Source organism: Clostridium beijerinckii, assembly GCF_008705175.1.
Classification (GTDB): Bacteria; Bacillota; Clostridia; order Clostridiales; family Clostridiaceae; genus Clostridium; species Clostridium beijerinckii.
In genome coordinates this window covers 2,751,568-2,769,433 of sequence record NZ_CP043998.1, presented here as the reverse complement: position 1 = coordinate 2,769,433, position 17,866 = coordinate 2,751,568, and the positions used below count along the sequence as shown (strand labels likewise).

Genomic DNA, 17,866 nt, shown 5'->3' with positions numbered 1-17,866 from the left:
AATGCTCCTTGATTATTTAATTTGTATATTTTCTAATTTAGGACCTTTTTCACTAATATAAAAATCAATGCTAGATAATGATATTAATATATATTTTACCATTTATACTTAATAATTTCAATTCTTTAGCTACCTATCTTCATACTGATAAATTATAGTTCTCTTAATTGAAATCTATATGTTGAAATCGAATTTCTATATTTTGTCTTAACTAAGTGAATATGATTTTTTTTTATTCTTTTTAAAATGCCAAAACTATCCAATCAACCTTTTTTAAGTTATACCCTCAAGGAGTGCCTCGTCCACTGATTTTACTGGAAATAAATTTCTAAAGAATAAAAAGGCTGCAGACCAAATCTATGCCTACAGCTTTTGAATAAATTTATTTAACATCTTTTATGCAGAAATTTCACTTAAACTGCTCTTAACTTCTTTATTTCAATATTAATTATATTATTTTAAGTCTTGGATTCTTATGTTATCCATATCATCGAATGTTATATTCTCGCCACACATTCCCCATATAAATGAATAATTCTGAGTTCCAATGCCCGAATGAATTGACCAGCTTGGTGAAATTACTGCCTGCTCATTCTTCATTACTATATGCCTTGTTTCTTGTCCTTCACCCATAAAATGAATTACTGCTTGATCTTCAGGTACATCAAGATATAAATATACTTCCATACGTCTTTCATGAGTATGACATGGCATTGTATTCCATCCACTTCCTGGCTCAAGTATTGTTAATCCCATTACTAATTGACAGCTTTCACATACTGCAGGATGAATATATTGGTTTATTGTTCTTTTATTCATGTTTATTTCATCGCCACATTTTATCTTATTAGCTTTTTCTAAATCTATTTTTACTGTTGGATATGATTTAAGCGCTGGTGCAGAATTTATATAAAACTTAGCTGGATTTTTTCCATCAGATGATTTAAATTCTATATTTTTAGTGCCTTGTCCAACATATAATCCATCTCTATAATTTAGATTATATTCTACTCCATCTGCTATAACTGTTCCTTCTCCACCTACATTAATAACTCCAAGTTCTCTTCTTTCTAAAAAGTAATCTGTTCCTAATTCTTTAGATGCTCCAAGCTTTAATGTTTCTTTTATAGGTGTAACTCCACCAAATATGATTCTATCATTATGGCTATAAACTAAATTTACTTCTCCATCTACAAATACTTTTTCAACTAAATAATGTCTTCTTAAAGTTTCTGTATCATAGTGCTTAGAGTCTTCTGGATGATTTGAGTATCTAATTTCCATTTGCATAATAATCTCTCCTTACAATTTCTAGGCACACGTGTTCCCAATTGAGTAAAAAAATATTCAAAGTTTATATATACATTTTATCAAGAAGGTTTTACTAAAATTCCTAACCTTAATATTATGTAATTCCCTTTGCACACGTGTTCCCTTTTTCTTAATACAAGTATATACGCTTATGTAAATATTTGCAATAGTTTTTTGTTCTCATTTTGAATTAAATTTTAAAGCTATAGTGAGGAAAACTTTTGCTTCACTATAGCTTTATATAATTTATTCTAATTTAAATCTTTAATTGAATTACCTAGTTCCAATTCTGATTCTATATATATTTTCTTAGTTGTTATATCTTGTTCATTATTTAGCAATCTTAAAAGCAAGTCAGTGGCAATTCTTGCTATTTCTCCTATAGGCCTTTTAATTGTTGTAATACTTGGAGTAATAAATCTGCCAATTTCATTCCCATCAAATCCTAGTATTGAAATATCTTCTGGAACCCTTAATCCATGCTCTGTAATAGCTTTTATTGCCCCAGTTGCCATTTCATCATTAAAAGCAAATATGGCTGAAAACTTTTCATTCATTTCTATTAATTCATTAGCTTTTTCATATCCACTTTTGACAGTAAAGTTCCCATTTAGCACCAGATTTTTGTCCAATTTAATATTATAGTTATTGAAAGCTTTTAAGTATCCCTCTCGCCTCATTTTAGTTGAATCGAAATTGATTGCTCCTTCTATTATTGCAATATCCTTATGACCATTTTTTATTAATTCCTCTACTCCCTTATACACCCCAACACTCTCATCTGTATATACATTTATAACATCATGATTTACCTTTCTATTTATGACTACAATAGGTATCTCTTTCTCTAATATTTCTCTAATAAAATCATCATCATCTATTTTTTGACTTACTACTAGTATTCCATCATAATTTTTAGGATTTATAGTATTTTTTTCATACATATCTATTCCTTTAACAATGACATTATACTTTTTGTCTATATTCTTGTACACATTATTTATAACAGTTTGAAATACAAATGGTGAGGTTCCATTACTTATAGTTGAAAAAAATACACCAATATTATAAGCTTTATCTATCTTTAAACTCCTCGCATTCATATTAGGAATATAGTTTAGCTCTTTAACTGCATTAAGTACCGCCTCTTTGGTCTTTTCATTTACAGATTTAGATCCAGTCAGTACCCTTGAAACAGTTGAATGTGATATTCCTAGTGCTTTCGCTATATCTTTAATCGTAGTAGCCATATTAATCCTCCAAATTTTTAATAAATAAAGCGCTTTTATCTCTAGCAAAGAATTAATTTTTAGTACGCAAATATAGCCAGAGGTTATAAATAATTTCTTTTACGCTCAATAATTACACACGTGTTCACAATCTTGTTTATTATTTTATAGCAGTAATTAGTAAATTACAAGCTTTGTGAGTATTTCTAATACTAGGATACGTTATATTGTTTAAAACTTATATAATTAATTTCTTGATTTAAAAATTAACTTAATATACAATATTAACCATAATATATTTTAAAATTTTTGTCAAAAATGTATAATAAATTTATAGATTAAAGAAGGAAATAATATGTTTAAAAAATGGGATATAATTATAATAGTTATTCTACTATGTATATCACTTATTCCTGAACTTGTTTTTGGGGTAATAATGGGCAAACATTACAATGGAACATATGCTGAGATAACTATAGACGGTAAATTTTATAAGAAAATCAACCTATCTGAGCATAGAGGTGAGGACCAAATAGATATTAAAACTTCATATGGTGATAATATAATAGACGTCAAAGATAAATCTATTAAAGTAATAGATGCCGATTGCAAGGATAAAATATGCGTTAGATCTGGATTTATATCAGAACCAGGCCAAATTATAGTTTGTCTTCCACATAAACTTATGATTGAAATAAAAAGCAGTGATATAATGGCAAACAGTTTGAGGTGTTTAAATGAATAAAACTTTTCGTATAGTATTTATAGGTATTCTAGTATCACAAGCTTTGGCTTTGTATACAATTGAAAGTATGATTCCCGTTCCATTTATTGCACCTGGTGCAAAACTTGGGTTAACTAATTTAATTACTGTCATAGCATTATACATATTGAATAATAAAAAAGATGTTTTTTTAATTATAATATTAAGGCTTCTTCTTTCAACTATGTTTGGTGGAAATCTCTCTACACTTATGTATGGTGCTGTTGGAGCGTTGCTTAGTTTTTATATAATGCTTTTCGTAAAAAATATTGGGAAAGATAAAGTTAGTATAATAGGTGTAAGTGCTGCTGGAGCATTTTTCCACAACGTAGGACAATTAATTGTAGCCGCAATTATAGTTCAAAATATTGCAGTTACACTTTATTTACCAATCTTATCCATAGCTGGAATTGGTACAGGTATTTTTATTGGTATAACTTCCAATTTTATAGTCAAACATATGTCCAAGCTTCCTTTCTTTAATGATTTAAATATTAGTCAATGAGTTTTATCACTATTAATAATAAAAATTCTCTCATACGTTTACTACAATGCCCCACTAATTACAAAATGTATAGCCAGTAGAAATGCACATTTTTTCATCTCTACTGGCTATACATTTAATAAATATTTTATATTAAACCATAATTTAATATAAAATACTGTAAATTTTAAATTGTAACTTTTACTGTGTCTGAATTTTTATTAGCAATTAATTCATTCGCAACTTTTATTGCTCCTGTTGGACATTTTGCCAAACATGTTGCTTCACTGCATTTTTCAGCACATATTTTCTGATCCACCACTGCGAGATTATTTTGAACTTGAATAGCTCCATAGCTGCAATTCTTTGCACAAAGTCCACAGCCTATACAAGCAGCACTACATAACTTTCTAGCAATAGCTCCCTTATCTTTTGAATTACAATCAACTTTTACTCTAGCATTTATTGAGATCATTTGAATCACATTTTTAGGACATGATTCTTCACACTTACCACAACCAGTACATTTTTTTCTATTAACAACTGGAAGTCCATTTTCTCCCATTGTCATAGCTCCAAAAGGACAACTGCTTACGCAAGTCCCAAATCCAATACATCCATGCTTACATCCTTTTGGTCCTCCTTGTATTAGGCTTGCTGCCTTACAATCATGAACTCCTTTGTATTTATAACTTAATGCTGCTTTTTCACTTGTTCCTTTGCATCTAACATGAGCTATTCTTGGTTCCACTTCTTCTGCTTTTTTACCTGTAATTTCTGCTACAAGTTTTGCTACAGCATCCTTTCCTGGAACGCATAAATTAGGAGGAACATCATCTTTCATAACTACTGCTTCTGCATATGCTGCACATCCCGCATAGCCGCATGCACCACATTGTCCTTTAGGAAGAATATCTTCTACTTCATGAATTAGTGGATTCACCTCCATAGCAAATTTTCTATTTGCAAATGCTAAGATAAAACCAAAAACCGCACCTATTCCTCCAAGAACCACTAAAACCATTATAACAGTAAACATAATCTTTACTCATCTCCTTTATATCATTCCTGAAAATCCCAAGAATGCCAATGCCAACATACCTGCTAATATAAAAGCAACTCCTGTTCCTTCTAGTGGTTTTGGCACATCTGCATAAACCAGCTTTTCTCTTAAACTTGCCATAAGTACTAAGGCCAGTGCAAATCCCATTCCTGATCCAATTGAGAACACTACACTTTTTACAAACGAGTAGTTTGACTCAACACTTAATAATGGAACTGATAATACAATACAGTTTGTTGCTATTAAAAGAAGATATATCCCCCACATGCTGTATAATGTAGGTGCTTGTTTCTTTATAATTAATTCTAATAATTGCACAAAACTTGCTATAAGTATTACGAAAACAATAGTTGTTAAGAATGTCAAATGATATGGCAAAAGTACAAAATTATATACAACCCATGCTAACATTGAACTTAGAGTTATAACAGAGGTAACTGCCATTCCCATGCCTATTGATGCATCTAAACTTTTAGAAACTCCAAAAAATATACAAAGTCCAACAAATTTTGTTAAAACAAAATTATTTACAAGTAACGCACCTATAAACAATGTAAAATACTCTCTCATTATGCTTCACTTCCTTCTATTTTTTTAGCTTCTTTATGTGCATTGTGGAGCTTTATTGCTCCTATCATGTAACCTATTAGTATAAATGCACCAGCTGGTAGTATCATAATTAAAGGCGCGTTGTACCATGAGCCTAGTATTTTAACCCCAAGAATTGATCCACTTCCTAAAAGCTCTCTTATTACAGATATTGAAAGCATAGCTAATGTAAAACCACATCCCATTCCAAATCCATCTAAGAATGATGGAAACACTTTATTTTTTGATGCGAATACCTCTGCTCTTGCAAGTATTATAGCAAAAACAACTACTAAGTCTAAATAAATACCAAGAGCACTATATAATTCAGGTGATATTGCCTGCAATGCAAGTTCTACAACGGTAACTATAGTAGCTATAAATGTAATATAAACTGGTACTCTAACCTTTGGGTTTACAAATTTTCTTGTAAGCGATACAACTACGTTATTGCTTGTAATAACGAAAGTTACACATAAGCCCATAGTAAAACCATTTATCACTGATGATGTAACAGCTAATGCAGGACAAAGACTTAAGCATAACATAAATATTGGATTTTCATCGTACAAACCCTTGCTAAAAATTTTCCACTTTTCCTTCATATTATTTACCTCCTGCAAACTCTGTTACTTCATGCACAGCATTTTTGACAGCTAATGTTACAGCTCTAGATGAAATAGTTGCGCCTGTCATAGCTTGAATATCATCTTTATCAGAAGCATCTTTTGTAACTGTTAAATTTGCTTCTTTTTTTCCTTTAAATTGACTTCTAAAAGGTTCTTTTGAAGCATTATCTCCTAGACCTGGAGTTTCATTATGTGCTAGTATCTTATAATCTATTACTTCTCCTGCTGGTGTAATAGCTACAAGCATTTTAATTTCTCCACCATATCCTCTGCTTTCTCCTGGAACTACATATGCAATTACTTTACCGCCTTTTTCGGCTGTAAACCAATCGGCCTTATCTGGAACAGCCTTGAAATTATCGGCATCACTAACTAATGCTCTCATAGATTCTTGTTTTGATATTTCTCTCTTTTCAGATGCAATTGGTGCCGTAACATAATATACTAGTCCTATTATTAAACCAGATACCAAGCAAGTTATTATTAAATTTATCGCTATCTGAAAAATAGAATACTCCTTATTAATAGCATGTTCATTGGACATTTTACTACCCCCTTGCTCCAAATTGTTTTGGCTTTACAAAACGATCTATTAGTGGTGTTACAGCATTCATAAGTAAAAGCGAATAGCAAACGCCTTCTGGATAACCACCTATTAATCTAATTAATGATGTTATTAGTCCAGCTCCCACTGCAAAAATTATTTGCCCTTTTAAAGTTATAGGTGCTGTAACCATATCTGTTGCCATAAAAAATGCACCTATAATTAATCCTCCAGCCATCATATGGAAAATAGGATCACCACTAAATAAACCTGAAGGTCCGAAAATCCAGGTTATTATTCCTACTGTTCCTATCATGCATACAGGAACTTGCCATTTTATATATCCCTTATATATAAGATACGCGCCTCCAATTATAAGAAGTATTGTTGAAGTTTCTCCTGCGCTTCCATTTCTTGTGCCAATAAACATAGCTTTATACAATTCTGTATTGCCACCAAAAGTTTCAATCAATTTAGAATATCCTTGTTGTTTTAATATGTTCAATGGTGTAGCAGAGCTAACAACATCTACTGAAGTTGTCATCTTTGTCCATGTTGTCATTGCAACTGGCCAAGATACCATTAATGCTGCTCTTCCGATATGAGCTGGATTAAAAATATTATATCCAAGCCCACCCATAGAATGCTTAGCTATTACTATGGCTACAAACGAACCCGCTATTATCATATAAACAGGTAACGTTGGGGACACACACATAGCTAGCAATAAGCCAGTTAAAAATGCACTTCCGTCAAATGCTGTGATCTTCTTTTTACGGAATTTTTGAACCAAATATTCAAAAGCAACTGCTGAAGCTGCACCAACAACTAAGTTAATTAATGCAGGGATACCAAAATAATATATAGAAAAAATAGCAGCTGGTGCTAATGCTATGTTTACATTCCACATTATCTTTGAGATTGATTCATCACAACGAATATGTGGAGATGCTGATACAGTAAAACTATTTTCCTGTGTATCAGCTTCTTTTGCTTTAATTCCTTGCACTTTACTTTCTTGTACTCCAATTTCGGAACTCATTTTACCCCTTCTTCCTTTACTTTTTTTGTGCCATTGCTAAATTTTGTGATTTTGAATATTTTATATACTGAACTATGTTACGTTTTGCAGGACATGTATAAACACAACTTCCACATTCAATACAATTTAGCAAATTATATTCCTCTTTGGCCTCTTTAAATTTATGACGTTCACCTAATATGCTTAGCATACTTGGGATTAGACCCATAGGACACGCCTCAACACATCTTCCACATCTTATACAAGGGGACTCCTCACCAGAATTTATGGCATCTTTACTTAATGCTAGAATTCCAGATACACCTTTAATTACAGGAACATCTAATGAAAATTGAGCCATTCCCATCATAGGCCCTCCCATAATTAGCTTCTCTGGTGTTTTGCTAAATCCACCACAATAACTTATGGCTTCTTTAAAACTTGTTCCTATTCTTAGTAATAAATTTTTAGGTTCCTTAATTGCATCTCCTGAAACAGTAGTAACTCTTTGAATTATTGGAATGCCATTTACTACTGCATCATAAATAGCTATAACTGTACCAACATTTTGTACAACAACTCCAACATCCATAGGCAATCCACCAGATGGAACTTCTCGACTTGTAAGCACTTTTATAAGCATCTTTTCTGCACCTTGGGGATACTTTGTAGGTAGAGCTACAATGTCAACTGATGTACCCTTAAATGCTTCTTTCATAACTTTTACTGCTTCTGGTTTATTATCTTCTATTCCTATAATTCCTTTGCTAACTCCTAGTGTTTTCATAACTATCTTGACTCCAGTTACTATACGGTCAGCATATTCAATCATCATTCTATAGTCTGCTGTCAAGTATGGCTCACATTCAGCAGCATTTACGATAAATGTATCAACTTCCTTGTTTGGAGAAAGTTTAACGTGTGTAGGAAATGTAGCACCACCCATTCCAACTATTCCAGCATTTTTTATGATATCAAGAACTTCTTTCTTCTCAAGATTTTCCCAATCTCGTTCTAATGGTATTCCATCGACCCATTCGTCTAACCCATCACTTTTAATAACAACTGATAAGCATTTTACTAACGATGTATGTGGCATTTCTGCAATACTTGTAACTTTTCCTGATATTGATGAATGTATTGGACTATGCATAAATGCTTCACTAGTTGCTATGACCTGTCCTTTTTTTACTATATCCCCAACTTTAACTATAGGTGTACATGGTGCTCCAATATGTTGGCTCATAGGAATAGTTAATGTTTCAGGTAATGGTGGTAACTCAATGGCTTTATCAGAAGTATACTTTTTACTGTCTTTCGGATGAATTCCTCCGAGAAAACTTTTTAACATTAATAATCGCCTCACAAACCTCTTAAGAATAAATTATTTACAATTAAATTTACATAACTACAATAATTCGTAAGATAATATTTATAATACAAGTAAATAATATTTACAATATGAGTAATATATACTTGAATAAATAATAGTTCATCAATTTTTTATTTAAATATCGAGAAATAAATCTATCATAAAATGCGAATAATTACTGGCTTGGACTTTTCATTTGCAGCACTTGCCTTATCGAAATGTTTTACAATAACAATAGATAAAGCAAATATAACTACCCCACCAATCACTTGGAACATAAATTTATTAACTCCTATATATTGACCTATAAACCCTCCTAACATCACACCAATAAATAAAGCAATCAACGGCAGAATAAATACAATAAAAGCTGCTCTCAGAACATTGGTTTCTTTTATTTCAAGAATTACTCTTTGCCCTGGCTTTGCTCCTATTTTATTATTCGCTTCTAAGATTAGGCTTTCGCTTCCCGGGCAAGCACCACAGTTTTTGCAATCACTATGTCTGCCAACTTTAATTCTCGCCGAATTTCCAACCACCTCAATTACTAGGCCTTGTTCTGTTTTCATCGTTATCAAACTCCTTAAAATTGCTTATAACTTATTACACGAATACGTTTCTATTAACTTTCATCCAGTTAAAAAATATATCATAAATAGATCACCTCACAAATATACGTTTTCATAACATTCAATATAATACATAAAATGTAATACCTTATTAATTAATGAATTATCTGGTATTTGTTTTATTATAAACCTTTATATTTTTAATTTAAAGAATAGTTTTTAAATTAACATTTTTAAGACGTTAATTCTTTAACATTCAAATTGCTAATTAATGTTTAAATAAGTTACTATTTAAACATTAATTAGCAATTGACTATCTTTACTGTGTAAAAAATACACATTTAACTTTAATCTCTTTATTGAATTTTGGTTATATAATTGATATTTTTTTAACATAGTTTTACATTTAATAAATTTTTTACTAAATAATAAAACTCATTATTTAATTTAAAATATATATTATGAGTTTCTCCATTAATTAATTGAGTCGGCATATAGATTCCTTGATGAAATCTTTAATATTTTAAATTTTGTGGATTATTTTTATCTTTTGGATAAACTATTAAAGTATAATAGTTTTAATAAATAAATTTGAACTTTACTTGGAAATAGAAAGGAGAATCATTTTGGTTGAGATTAAGGAAGGTAATCATAAATTTTATATTGGAGATGACGAAGATAATATAAAAGCTGTAGTAACATATATGGATAGTGGAGAAAATAACATTATACTTGATCATACTTTTGTATCACCAGAACTTAGAGGAAAAAATATCGGTCAGCAACTGGTTAAAAGGGTCGTGGATTTTGCTAGACAACATAACAAAAAGATAATACCACAATGTTGGTTTGCAGAAGAGGAATTTGTTTCACATAAAGAATATGAAGATGTTTGGTTCAAATAAAATTTTACCATTTCATGAGTATATTTGCTTATTTAAAAATAGATTAAAATTAATTAGAGAGAGTTACTATAGAAAACTCTCTCTAATTTAGTGAATAATTTTTGTATAATTAAGATTAATTCTGGATAATTTATGCACCAATTGTTGCTAACATTATCGCTTTTATAGAATGCATTCTATTTTCTGCTTCGTCAAATACTACAGATTGTTTTCCTTCGAATACTTCATCCGTAACTTCCAATGCAGTCATTCCAAATTTTTCTCCTACATCTTTTCCCACTTTAGTTTTTAAATCATGGTAAGCCGGTAAACAATGCATAAATATTGCGTTTTCATTTGCATTATTCATAACATCCTTGTTTACTTGATATGGGCTCAACAATTTTAGTCGACTTTCCCAAACTTCATCTGGTTCACCCATTGATACCCATACATCAGTATAGATCACATCTGCATTTTTAGTTCCTTTATTAACATCTTCTGTTAAAGTTATCGTACCTCCAGCTTCCTGAGCTATCTCCTTACATTTTTCCACTAACTCTTCTGATGGAAATAATTCTTTAGGTGCACAAGCAGTAAAATTTAAGCCCATCTTTGCACAAGCTACCATGAGAGAGTTTCCCATATTATTTCTTGCATCGCCCATATATACAAAATTAACACCTTTTAGTCTCCCAAGCTTCTCTTCTATTGTTAGAAGGTCTGCAATCATTTGAGTTGGATGAAATTCATCAGTTAATCCATTCCATACTGGAACTCCTGCATACTTAGCCAATTCTTCAACTATTTCCTGACTAAAACCTCTATACTCTATTCCGTCATACATTCTCCCAAGAACTCTTGCTGTATCTGCTATACTTTCTTTTTTTCCCATTTGAGATCCTGCTGAATCTAGGTATGTAACCCCCATCCCTAAATCTCTTCCAGCCACTTCAAATGAACATCTTGTTCTTGTAGATGTCTTTTCAAATAATAACACTATGTTCTTACCTTTCAGCTTATCATGTAAAATCCCAGTTCTTTTTAATGTTTTTAATTCCTTAGACAAATCTAACAGATATCTAATCTCTTCTGGTTTAAAATCTAATAACTTTAAAAAACTTCTTCCCCTTAAATTTACTGCCATGCTCATTCTCCTTCTATTTATAATATTTTTATAAATAAAAAATCTATTTTATTTAGTATATATACTGTAAATAAGTTTATACATAATATAGATGTCCAACTTTAAAACTAGACTTGTGTGATAACTTACCGAAATCATAAATATTTTGATTCCGAAAAGCTAAGAACCTTTAACAGCTCATTTTCAAATGTTTTCTCCACAAATATATTTATGATTTCTAGTGAAGATATGAGCTTAAAGTTTTAGCAACTTTGTAAATATGTTCATCTAATAAGTCTAATTCTTAAATTGTTTATCTACGTATAAACAATATATAACTTAGATTTACGTAATAATTTTTTATTTAATCCATATATTATTTATTATATGAATAATTATACAATAAATAGCATTATTATTCAATGTTTTAATACTATTTATTTATATTCAATATTTAAATAATACTTTTTCATTTAGAATTCCAACAAGCCAAGTCATTAATAAAAAGGAGCATCGTTTATGATCAAAATATAACCATTTTGCGATACTCCCTTCTTTAATTATTATCTTTTATAACCGTATACGATATCTGTTAAATATTATAACATATTAATATTAATTCAACTTTATTTAGAAGGTGTAAGAGCTTCTATTATAGTTGTTTCTTGATCAGTTGTTATTGTTCCTGCTGTTACTAATCCATCTAATTTGGTCTTTATCATCTCTTTATATTTTTCAATTCCTTTAGATCTATCTTTTTCTCCTAATTGCTTTTCTTGTGGTTTTAACGCATTCTCTATTGCTGTTTCTTTATCTGAGGTCAATGTTCCAGCTGTTACCAAATTATCTAAAACTGTTCTAAAATTCCCTTTTGTATCTTTAAATGCTGTTTCTATTGCTGTCTGCTCATCTGCTGTTATTATTCCAGATGTTATTAAATCTGATAATCTAGTCTTAAAGAAATCTTTATGTCCTCCATTTTTATCTTCTGACTTTAATGAATTTTCTATTGCTGTCTCTTTGTCTGAAGTTAATGTTCCGTTTGTTACTAGATTATCTAAAACTGTTTTAAAGTTTCCTTTAGTATTTTCAAGTGCTGTTTCTATTGCTGTCTGTTCATCTGCTGTTATTGTTCCAGCTGTCACTAAATCTGATAGTTTAATCTTAAAGAAATCTTTATGTCCTCCATTTTTAGCTTCTGGCTTTAATGCATTTTCTATTGCTGTTTCTTTGTCTGAAGTTAATGTCCCATTTGTTACTAGATTATCTAAAACTGTTTTAAAGTTTCCTTTAGTATTTTCAAGTGCTGTTTCTATTGCTGTCTGTTCATCTGCTGTTATTGTTCCGGCTGTCACTAAATCTGATAATTTAGTTTTAAAGAAATCCTTATGTTCTCCATTTTTAAATCCGCCTTGTGGCATTAATGCTTCTTTTATAGCAGTTTCTTGATCTGAAGTTATCGATCCTGCTGCTACTAAAGAATCTAATTTTGTTTGGAAACCATTCTCTCTACCTTGATGTTGAACTGCTGACTTATTGTTTGAAACATTTAATGAATCTGCCGCAAATACTCCTGTACTTGCAGATATCACCATACTCGCTAAAATAACTCCTGTCATAACTTTACTCTTAATACTTTTATTTTTCATTTAAATTACATCCTTTCAAATATGTTATTCTATAGTCCAATTATTTTTGTATTAACTTATGTTTTCTTAAATTATATAAGATAATTTTTACAGTTTTGTCACAGAATTTAGTCAAAAATGTTACAAGAATAAAAAAATTCCATAATTACTTATCTTATTATGTAAAATCAAATAATTAGTAACTTTATATTTTTTGATCATAATATGATTGATTACACAACTTTATAAGAGTATAATTTTTTAGAATGTAAATTTACAATTTGTTATAATTATGTATTTTAAGGGAGCTACAGGTGTATGACTAAGAATTTATTAAATAAGTACTTATTTAAATTAGATGCAAATATAGGTAAACAACCTAATAAAAAGACTGTTTTAATTATATTAATTTTAATTGTTGTATCTTTAGCTAGTTTGTTTTTTATTTCTACTAATGAAAATTTATATGGAAATCCAATAGCTAAAATAACATCAATAACCGAAAATGAATCCAAAGAAGAAAATTCTACTGGAAAAATAGAACCTATGAAAAATCAAAAAATTGAAGCTATTATTATGAATGGTACGTTTAAAGGAAATTCCATTGAACTTAATAATACAACATCATTTTCTCAAGTTAACGACTTAGATTTAAAAGTAAATGATGAAATTTTTATATCTCTGCAAAGTAACGATAATAATGAAATAACTTCTGCAAAAATTCTAGATCTAAAGAGGGACAAATATGTTATTTATATGATAAACATTTTTATAGCTCTGATATTGCTCGTTGGAGGAATAAAAGGTTTTAAATCCTTAGTAAGTGTTGTTGTTAATATTTTAATTGTATTTTCAATAATTGGTCTATTTTCCAAAGGTTATGACTTAGCTATACTTTCTATAATAGGAAGTATACTTTTTATAATTGCTTCTTTATTTATAGTATCAGGAAAAAATAAAAAAACAGCTTCAGCCATAATTGGAACTTTAGTAGGTACTTTAACCTCCATGCTAATAGCTGGTATTGTGATTAAGTTAAATAATTGGAGTGGAATTCACTTTGAAGAAATGGAGTTTCTAACTCATCCTCCAGAAAAGATATTTTTCATTGAACTTATTATAGGTACACTAGGTGGAATAATGGATATTGCAATTTCTATATCTTCTGCCATAGATGAGCTTTATGATAAAAATCCTAATATTGATAGTAAGTCCATAATTAAATCTGCTCGAGAAATTGGACAAGATATTATGGGAACAATGTCAAATACATTAGTTTTTGCTTATCTAAGTGGTAGTATGCCAATAATATTACTTCTGCTTAGAAACGGGTTACCTATAACTTATATTATAAATATAAATCTTTCTCTAGAATTTATGAGAGCGCTTATTGGAAGCATCGGAATAGTTTTAAGTATTCCAATAACAATTTTTACATCTATTGCTATTCTAAAAAAACATAAGATTGGAGAAGCTTAAGATCATGAATATAATACTAATATTATTAATTATTTTATTTATTCTTATGACAATTGTTGGAGGCACAAGAGGAATTAAATCATTTTTTACTTTAATCTTAAATTTCTTTACTTTTTTCTTTATGCTTATTCTAATTGGTGCAAAAATTGATCCTATTAAAGTTACTTTTATTTGTGCAATTTTCATTAGTTTTTTTAGTTTATTTTTTATTAATGGATTTAATAAAAAAACATTTTCTTCTTTATTATCTGTTATAATAGTTATTTTCTTAGTTATGTTTATAACATATAATATGAGTATGAATGCTCAAATACAAGGTTTTAGCAATGAGCAGGCAGAAACTGTTGCATTCCTATCTCTATATGTTCAATTGAACTTTTCAAAAATTGTAATATGTGAAATTCTAATTGGATTATTGGGTGCAATTATAGATGTATCTATATCAATATCATCATCAATGAATGAAATTTATAAGAATGATCCTATGTCAAGTAAGTATAGCTTATTTAAATCTGGAATGAATATTGGTAAAGATATCTTAGGAACCATGACTAATACTCTTCTCTTTGCATACATAAGCGGATTTATGACATTAATAATATATTTTAATGAACTCAATTACCCTATCTCTACTATTATAAACGAAAAAGTTTTTTGTTCTGAAGTATTTCAAGTTTTAAGCTGTGGCATAGGTATTATTCTTATCATTCCTATTACTGCATTAATATCTTCAAGACTTTTAGTTTTAAACATGCGCTCAAAGAAAAATATGACCGTATAAATATTGTTTTAAAAAATAAAAAACTATTTTGTTGTCTATCTATCCTTTTAAATATTTAAACAACAAAATAGTTTTTTATTTCTATATCCCTCAATTTAGGTTAAATTAACTTAATCTAAATTCCTTATATAATTTCCAAGTTCCTTCTTCCCATTTATAAATAGTTATATTATCGAAGCTACACTTAAACTCACAATTATATCCATGAATGTAATCCCAAACTTTATCATAAATAGATTTTAAATTCTTTGATGCCAAGGTCACATGAAAAGTTTTATTTTTTCCATCTTTTCTATCAAATGTAACATAAGGTATCTCACTCATTTTATCTATTAGTCTATCATGAACTTCTTTTGCCTCCTTAGACATATTTACCTTCATAAAAATTACCCTATCATCAAAATGATCATATCTATCAATTGTAAATGGCTCTGCTTTTTCCACTTTGATAAATTCATCGAGAACATTATTTAAATCTGTAATTACATCATCATATTCAAAAGGTGCCTTAATTGTAAAATGTGCAGGAAGTTTAGATGATTTTGCTTTAAATTTTCTAAAAAGCTCTTTTCTTAAATTATTATTAAAATCTCCTGCTTCACCGTGTACTACAGAAACTATTACATATCTCATATCTATTTCTCCTTACATAATCAAACTTACTGTAATTAAGTTTATAGTTTATAATCAGATTCCCATTCATAATTCTATTTTTTCATTACAATAAAATATTATGTAAATATCTATCGGTATTATATCTTATCAATTTTATGCGCTGAGGGCATTTCCATCCATATCTCAATAACTATAAATTCTTTATCTTAGAAACTATTTTATCATATACTTTCTTCATGTGTAGTTCATTAGAAAATATATTTATTTCATCAATAGGTATCCATTTAACAGCACTGTTTTCATCTGGCTTAACAATAAGTTCCTCAGTTTCATCAGCTTCAATAATATATGCTAGAGAAGCATGTAAATGTGGAGAAACAAATTTTCCTTTTTTTATATGCCCAAAAACAGGTAAAATGTCTATTGAAGCTATTTCATTATTAACGGGTATTAGTTTTTTTACCCCAGTCTCCTCTCCTGCTTCTTTAATTGCAACAAACAACAAATCTTTTTCTCCATCAGCGTGGCCACCAGTCCATGCCCATGAATTATATATATTGTGATAAACCATTAAAACCTTGCTTCTAGATTTATTAATCACAAATGCCGAACTTGTCATATGTATAATTTCATTATCTCTAGTTAAAATATCATCAAATATTCTAGAATACTTTAATATAATTTCCCTATCCTTCATTTCCTGCTCGTTACAAGGATTGTATTCCTTTACTGCATCAATCCACTCCATAATTTATCTCACTCTCACTAATTTTATATATTCTATAAACTACTATACCATATATTTAAAGTCTTTCAAGTTAATGCTTAGCAGGCCTCTAAATTGGACATTATTTCATATTTGACATACTATTGACACAATAATGATATATATTATATTTGAGATAGTAATTTAATTATTATTATTTCTCCCCATAATTAATAATTATATAAATGCTAACAAAGGTGTAAATAATGACTTATTCCCCTAAATAGGTCATTATTTATATTTTGCGCTCTAATGAATAAAATTTTTTTAAATATTAATAATATTATTAACATCAATAATCTATATTAATATAAATTCAAGAGGTGAAAAAAATGCTTAAAGCTTTGAGTTATATAGGAAATAAGTTTAATGATTTAAATATCGTTTGGGGCGCTGGGGGATCAGTCTTACTAAGTCACTTTGGTCTTTTAAATAACCTAAATGATATATCTATTTTCGTTAATGTAAACGATATTAGAAAAATTGATGAAATGTTTAAAGATATGAGCAATGAAATAGCAAACAAAGAAAGTAAATTATATTCACCAAAATATTTTCATAAATCTATTATAGAAGGCTCTGAGGTTAATATTATAGCTGGATTAAAGATTAATCACAGCAATGGTACATTCAAATATATTTTTCATTCTGATTCAATCTCAGAATTAACGGACATTAATAAAATTGATATCCCATTAATGTCCTTAGAAGATTGGTATGTACTTTATCAATTAAATCCTAACACAAAAGAAAAAGCAGCGCTAATAGAAAAATATCTATTAACAAATGACATAAAAAATCCTAATTTACTAGAAAGATCTTTAAGAGGTGATTTACCTTTAGAATTAATAAACAAAATCGAAAGAATGTTAGTATGATTCAGACCTCTAATTTTAACATTCCGTGTATATTAGTATGATAACTTCTATTTCTAATCTTTCATAATTTAGAACATTATCATAAGTTAAACATATTCCTATTTTATATCTTAATGTAATGTAACTTAATTCCAAA

At 29.2% G+C, this 17,866-nt stretch carries 19 protein-coding genes; 6 read left to right on the top strand and 13 right to left on the bottom strand.

Annotated elements, in window-relative coordinates; all coding sequences use genetic code 11:
• Nucleotides 1-453: 453 nt before the first annotated feature.
• Nucleotides 454-1,290: a 5-dehydro-4-deoxy-D-glucuronate isomerase gene (gene kduI, locus F3K33_RS12565; protein ID WP_039772442.1), complete on the bottom strand. Its 837-nt coding sequence runs from the start codon at nt 1,288-1,290 to the stop codon at nt 454-456.
• Nucleotides 1,291-1,562: 272 nt separating this feature from the next.
• Nucleotides 1,563-2,561, bottom strand: a complete 999-nt coding sequence (locus F3K33_RS12560) for a LacI family DNA-binding transcriptional regulator (RefSeq protein WP_039772439.1) — start codon at nt 2,559-2,561, stop codon at nt 1,563-1,565.
• A 334-nt stretch (nt 2,562-2,895) separates the two neighbouring features.
• Here F3K33_RS12560 and F3K33_RS12555 point away from each other — a divergent pair, with 334 nt between their 5' ends.
• Together F3K33_RS12555 and F3K33_RS12550 are read left to right on the top strand one after the other, a co-directional pair.
• Nucleotides 2,896-3,285, top strand: a complete 390-nt coding sequence (locus tag F3K33_RS12555) for a NusG domain II-containing protein (protein WP_012058670.1) — start codon at nt 2,896-2,898, stop codon at nt 3,283-3,285.
• Nucleotides 3,278-3,808, top strand: coding sequence for a Gx transporter family protein (locus tag F3K33_RS12550; protein WP_012058669.1), 531 nt, complete (start codon nt 3,278-3,280; stop codon nt 3,806-3,808). The genes F3K33_RS12555 and F3K33_RS12550 overlap by 8 nt, the downstream gene beginning before the upstream one ends.
• 166 nt (nt 3,809-3,974) lie before the next feature.
• Here the strand turns inward: F3K33_RS12550 and rnfB are convergent, their stop codons facing one another.
• The 7 genes from rnfB to F3K33_RS12515 all read right to left on the bottom strand — a co-directional run bounded on the left by rnfB (nt 3,975) and on the right by F3K33_RS12515 (nt 9,573).
• Entirely contained in the window at nt 3,975-4,826 is an 852-nt protein-coding gene (rnfB, locus tag F3K33_RS12545) for an RnfABCDGE type electron transport complex subunit B (RefSeq protein WP_017211713.1), read from the bottom strand.
• An 18-nt stretch (nt 4,827-4,844) separates the two neighbouring features.
• The gene (locus F3K33_RS12540; protein ID WP_012058667.1) at nt 4,845-5,420 is read right to left on the bottom strand and encodes an electron transport complex protein RnfA; all 576 of its coding nucleotides are present in this window, start codon (nt 5,418-5,420) and stop codon (nt 4,845-4,847) included.
• Complete coding sequence (rsxE, locus tag F3K33_RS12535) at nt 5,420-6,043, bottom strand: electron transport complex subunit RsxE (protein WP_017211714.1); 624 nt, start codon at nt 6,041-6,043, stop codon at nt 5,420-5,422. The genes F3K33_RS12540 and rsxE overlap by 1 nt, the downstream gene beginning before the upstream one ends.
• A gap of 1 nt (nt 6,044) precedes the next feature.
• Nucleotides 6,045-6,611: an RnfABCDGE type electron transport complex subunit G gene (locus F3K33_RS12530; protein ID WP_039772435.1), complete on the bottom strand. Its 567-nt coding sequence runs from the start codon at nt 6,609-6,611 to the stop codon at nt 6,045-6,047.
• A 4-nt stretch (nt 6,612-6,615) separates the two neighbouring features.
• A complete protein-coding gene (locus F3K33_RS12525; RefSeq protein ID WP_012058664.1) occupies nt 6,616-7,653 on the bottom strand; it encodes an RnfABCDGE type electron transport complex subunit D in 1,038 nt (345 codons plus the stop codon).
• Nucleotides 7,654-7,669: 16 nt separating this feature from the next.
• Nucleotides 7,670-8,983, bottom strand: coding sequence for an electron transport complex subunit RsxC (gene rsxC / locus F3K33_RS12520; RefSeq protein WP_039772433.1), 1,314 nt, complete (start codon nt 8,981-8,983; stop codon nt 7,670-7,672).
• Between the two features lie 179 nt (nt 8,984-9,162).
• Nucleotides 9,163-9,573: a SoxR reducing system RseC family protein gene (locus tag F3K33_RS12515; RefSeq protein ID WP_012058662.1), complete on the bottom strand. Its 411-nt coding sequence runs from the start codon at nt 9,571-9,573 to the stop codon at nt 9,163-9,165.
• Nucleotides 9,574-10,199: 626 nt separating this feature from the next.
• Between F3K33_RS12515 and F3K33_RS12510 the strand changes: the two genes are divergently transcribed.
• Nucleotides 10,200-10,478 (top strand): GNAT family N-acetyltransferase, encoded by a 279-nt coding sequence (locus tag F3K33_RS12510; protein WP_039772431.1) that lies wholly within the window; start codon nt 10,200-10,202, stop codon nt 10,476-10,478.
• A 130-nt stretch (nt 10,479-10,608) separates the two neighbouring features.
• Here F3K33_RS12510 and argF read toward each other — a convergent pair whose 3' ends face one another.
• Together argF and F3K33_RS12500 are read right to left on the bottom strand one after the other, a co-directional pair.
• A complete protein-coding gene (gene argF / locus F3K33_RS12505) occupies nt 10,609-11,604 on the bottom strand; it encodes an ornithine carbamoyltransferase (protein ID WP_023974615.1) in 996 nt (331 codons plus the stop codon).
• Nucleotides 11,605-12,209: 605 nt separating this feature from the next.
• On the bottom strand, nt 12,210-13,232 hold the full coding sequence (locus F3K33_RS12500) for a hypothetical protein (protein WP_039769732.1): 1,023 nt from the start codon (nt 13,230-13,232) through the stop codon (nt 12,210-12,212).
• A 297-nt stretch (nt 13,233-13,529) separates the two neighbouring features.
• On the opposite strand from F3K33_RS12500, the gene F3K33_RS12495 reads away from it, so the two are divergent.
• Nucleotides 13,530-14,690, top strand: a complete 1,161-nt coding sequence (locus tag F3K33_RS12495; RefSeq protein WP_023974613.1) for a YibE/F family protein — start codon at nt 13,530-13,532, stop codon at nt 14,688-14,690.
• A 4-nt stretch (nt 14,691-14,694) separates the two neighbouring features.
• On the top strand, nt 14,695-15,471 hold the full coding sequence (locus F3K33_RS12490; protein ID WP_039769735.1) for a YibE/F family protein: 777 nt from the start codon (nt 14,695-14,697) through the stop codon (nt 15,469-15,471).
• A 105-nt stretch (nt 15,472-15,576) separates the two neighbouring features.
• Here the strand turns inward: F3K33_RS12490 and F3K33_RS12485 are convergent, their stop codons facing one another.
• Both F3K33_RS12485 and F3K33_RS12480 read right to left on the bottom strand, forming a co-directional pair.
• On the bottom strand, nt 15,577-16,104 hold the full coding sequence (locus F3K33_RS12485; protein WP_039769736.1) for a 2'-5' RNA ligase family protein: 528 nt from the start codon (nt 16,102-16,104) through the stop codon (nt 15,577-15,579).
• A 172-nt stretch (nt 16,105-16,276) separates the two neighbouring features.
• Nucleotides 16,277-16,834: an NUDIX hydrolase gene (locus F3K33_RS12480; RefSeq protein ID WP_023974611.1), complete on the bottom strand. Its 558-nt coding sequence runs from the start codon at nt 16,832-16,834 to the stop codon at nt 16,277-16,279.
• A gap of 350 nt (nt 16,835-17,184) precedes the next feature.
• Here F3K33_RS12480 and F3K33_RS12475 point away from each other — a divergent pair, with 350 nt between their 5' ends.
• Nucleotides 17,185-17,730 (top strand): nucleotidyltransferase family protein, encoded by a 546-nt coding sequence (locus F3K33_RS12475; RefSeq protein ID WP_023974610.1) that lies wholly within the window; start codon nt 17,185-17,187, stop codon nt 17,728-17,730.
• The last annotated feature ends 136 nt before the right edge of the window (nt 17,731-17,866 follow it).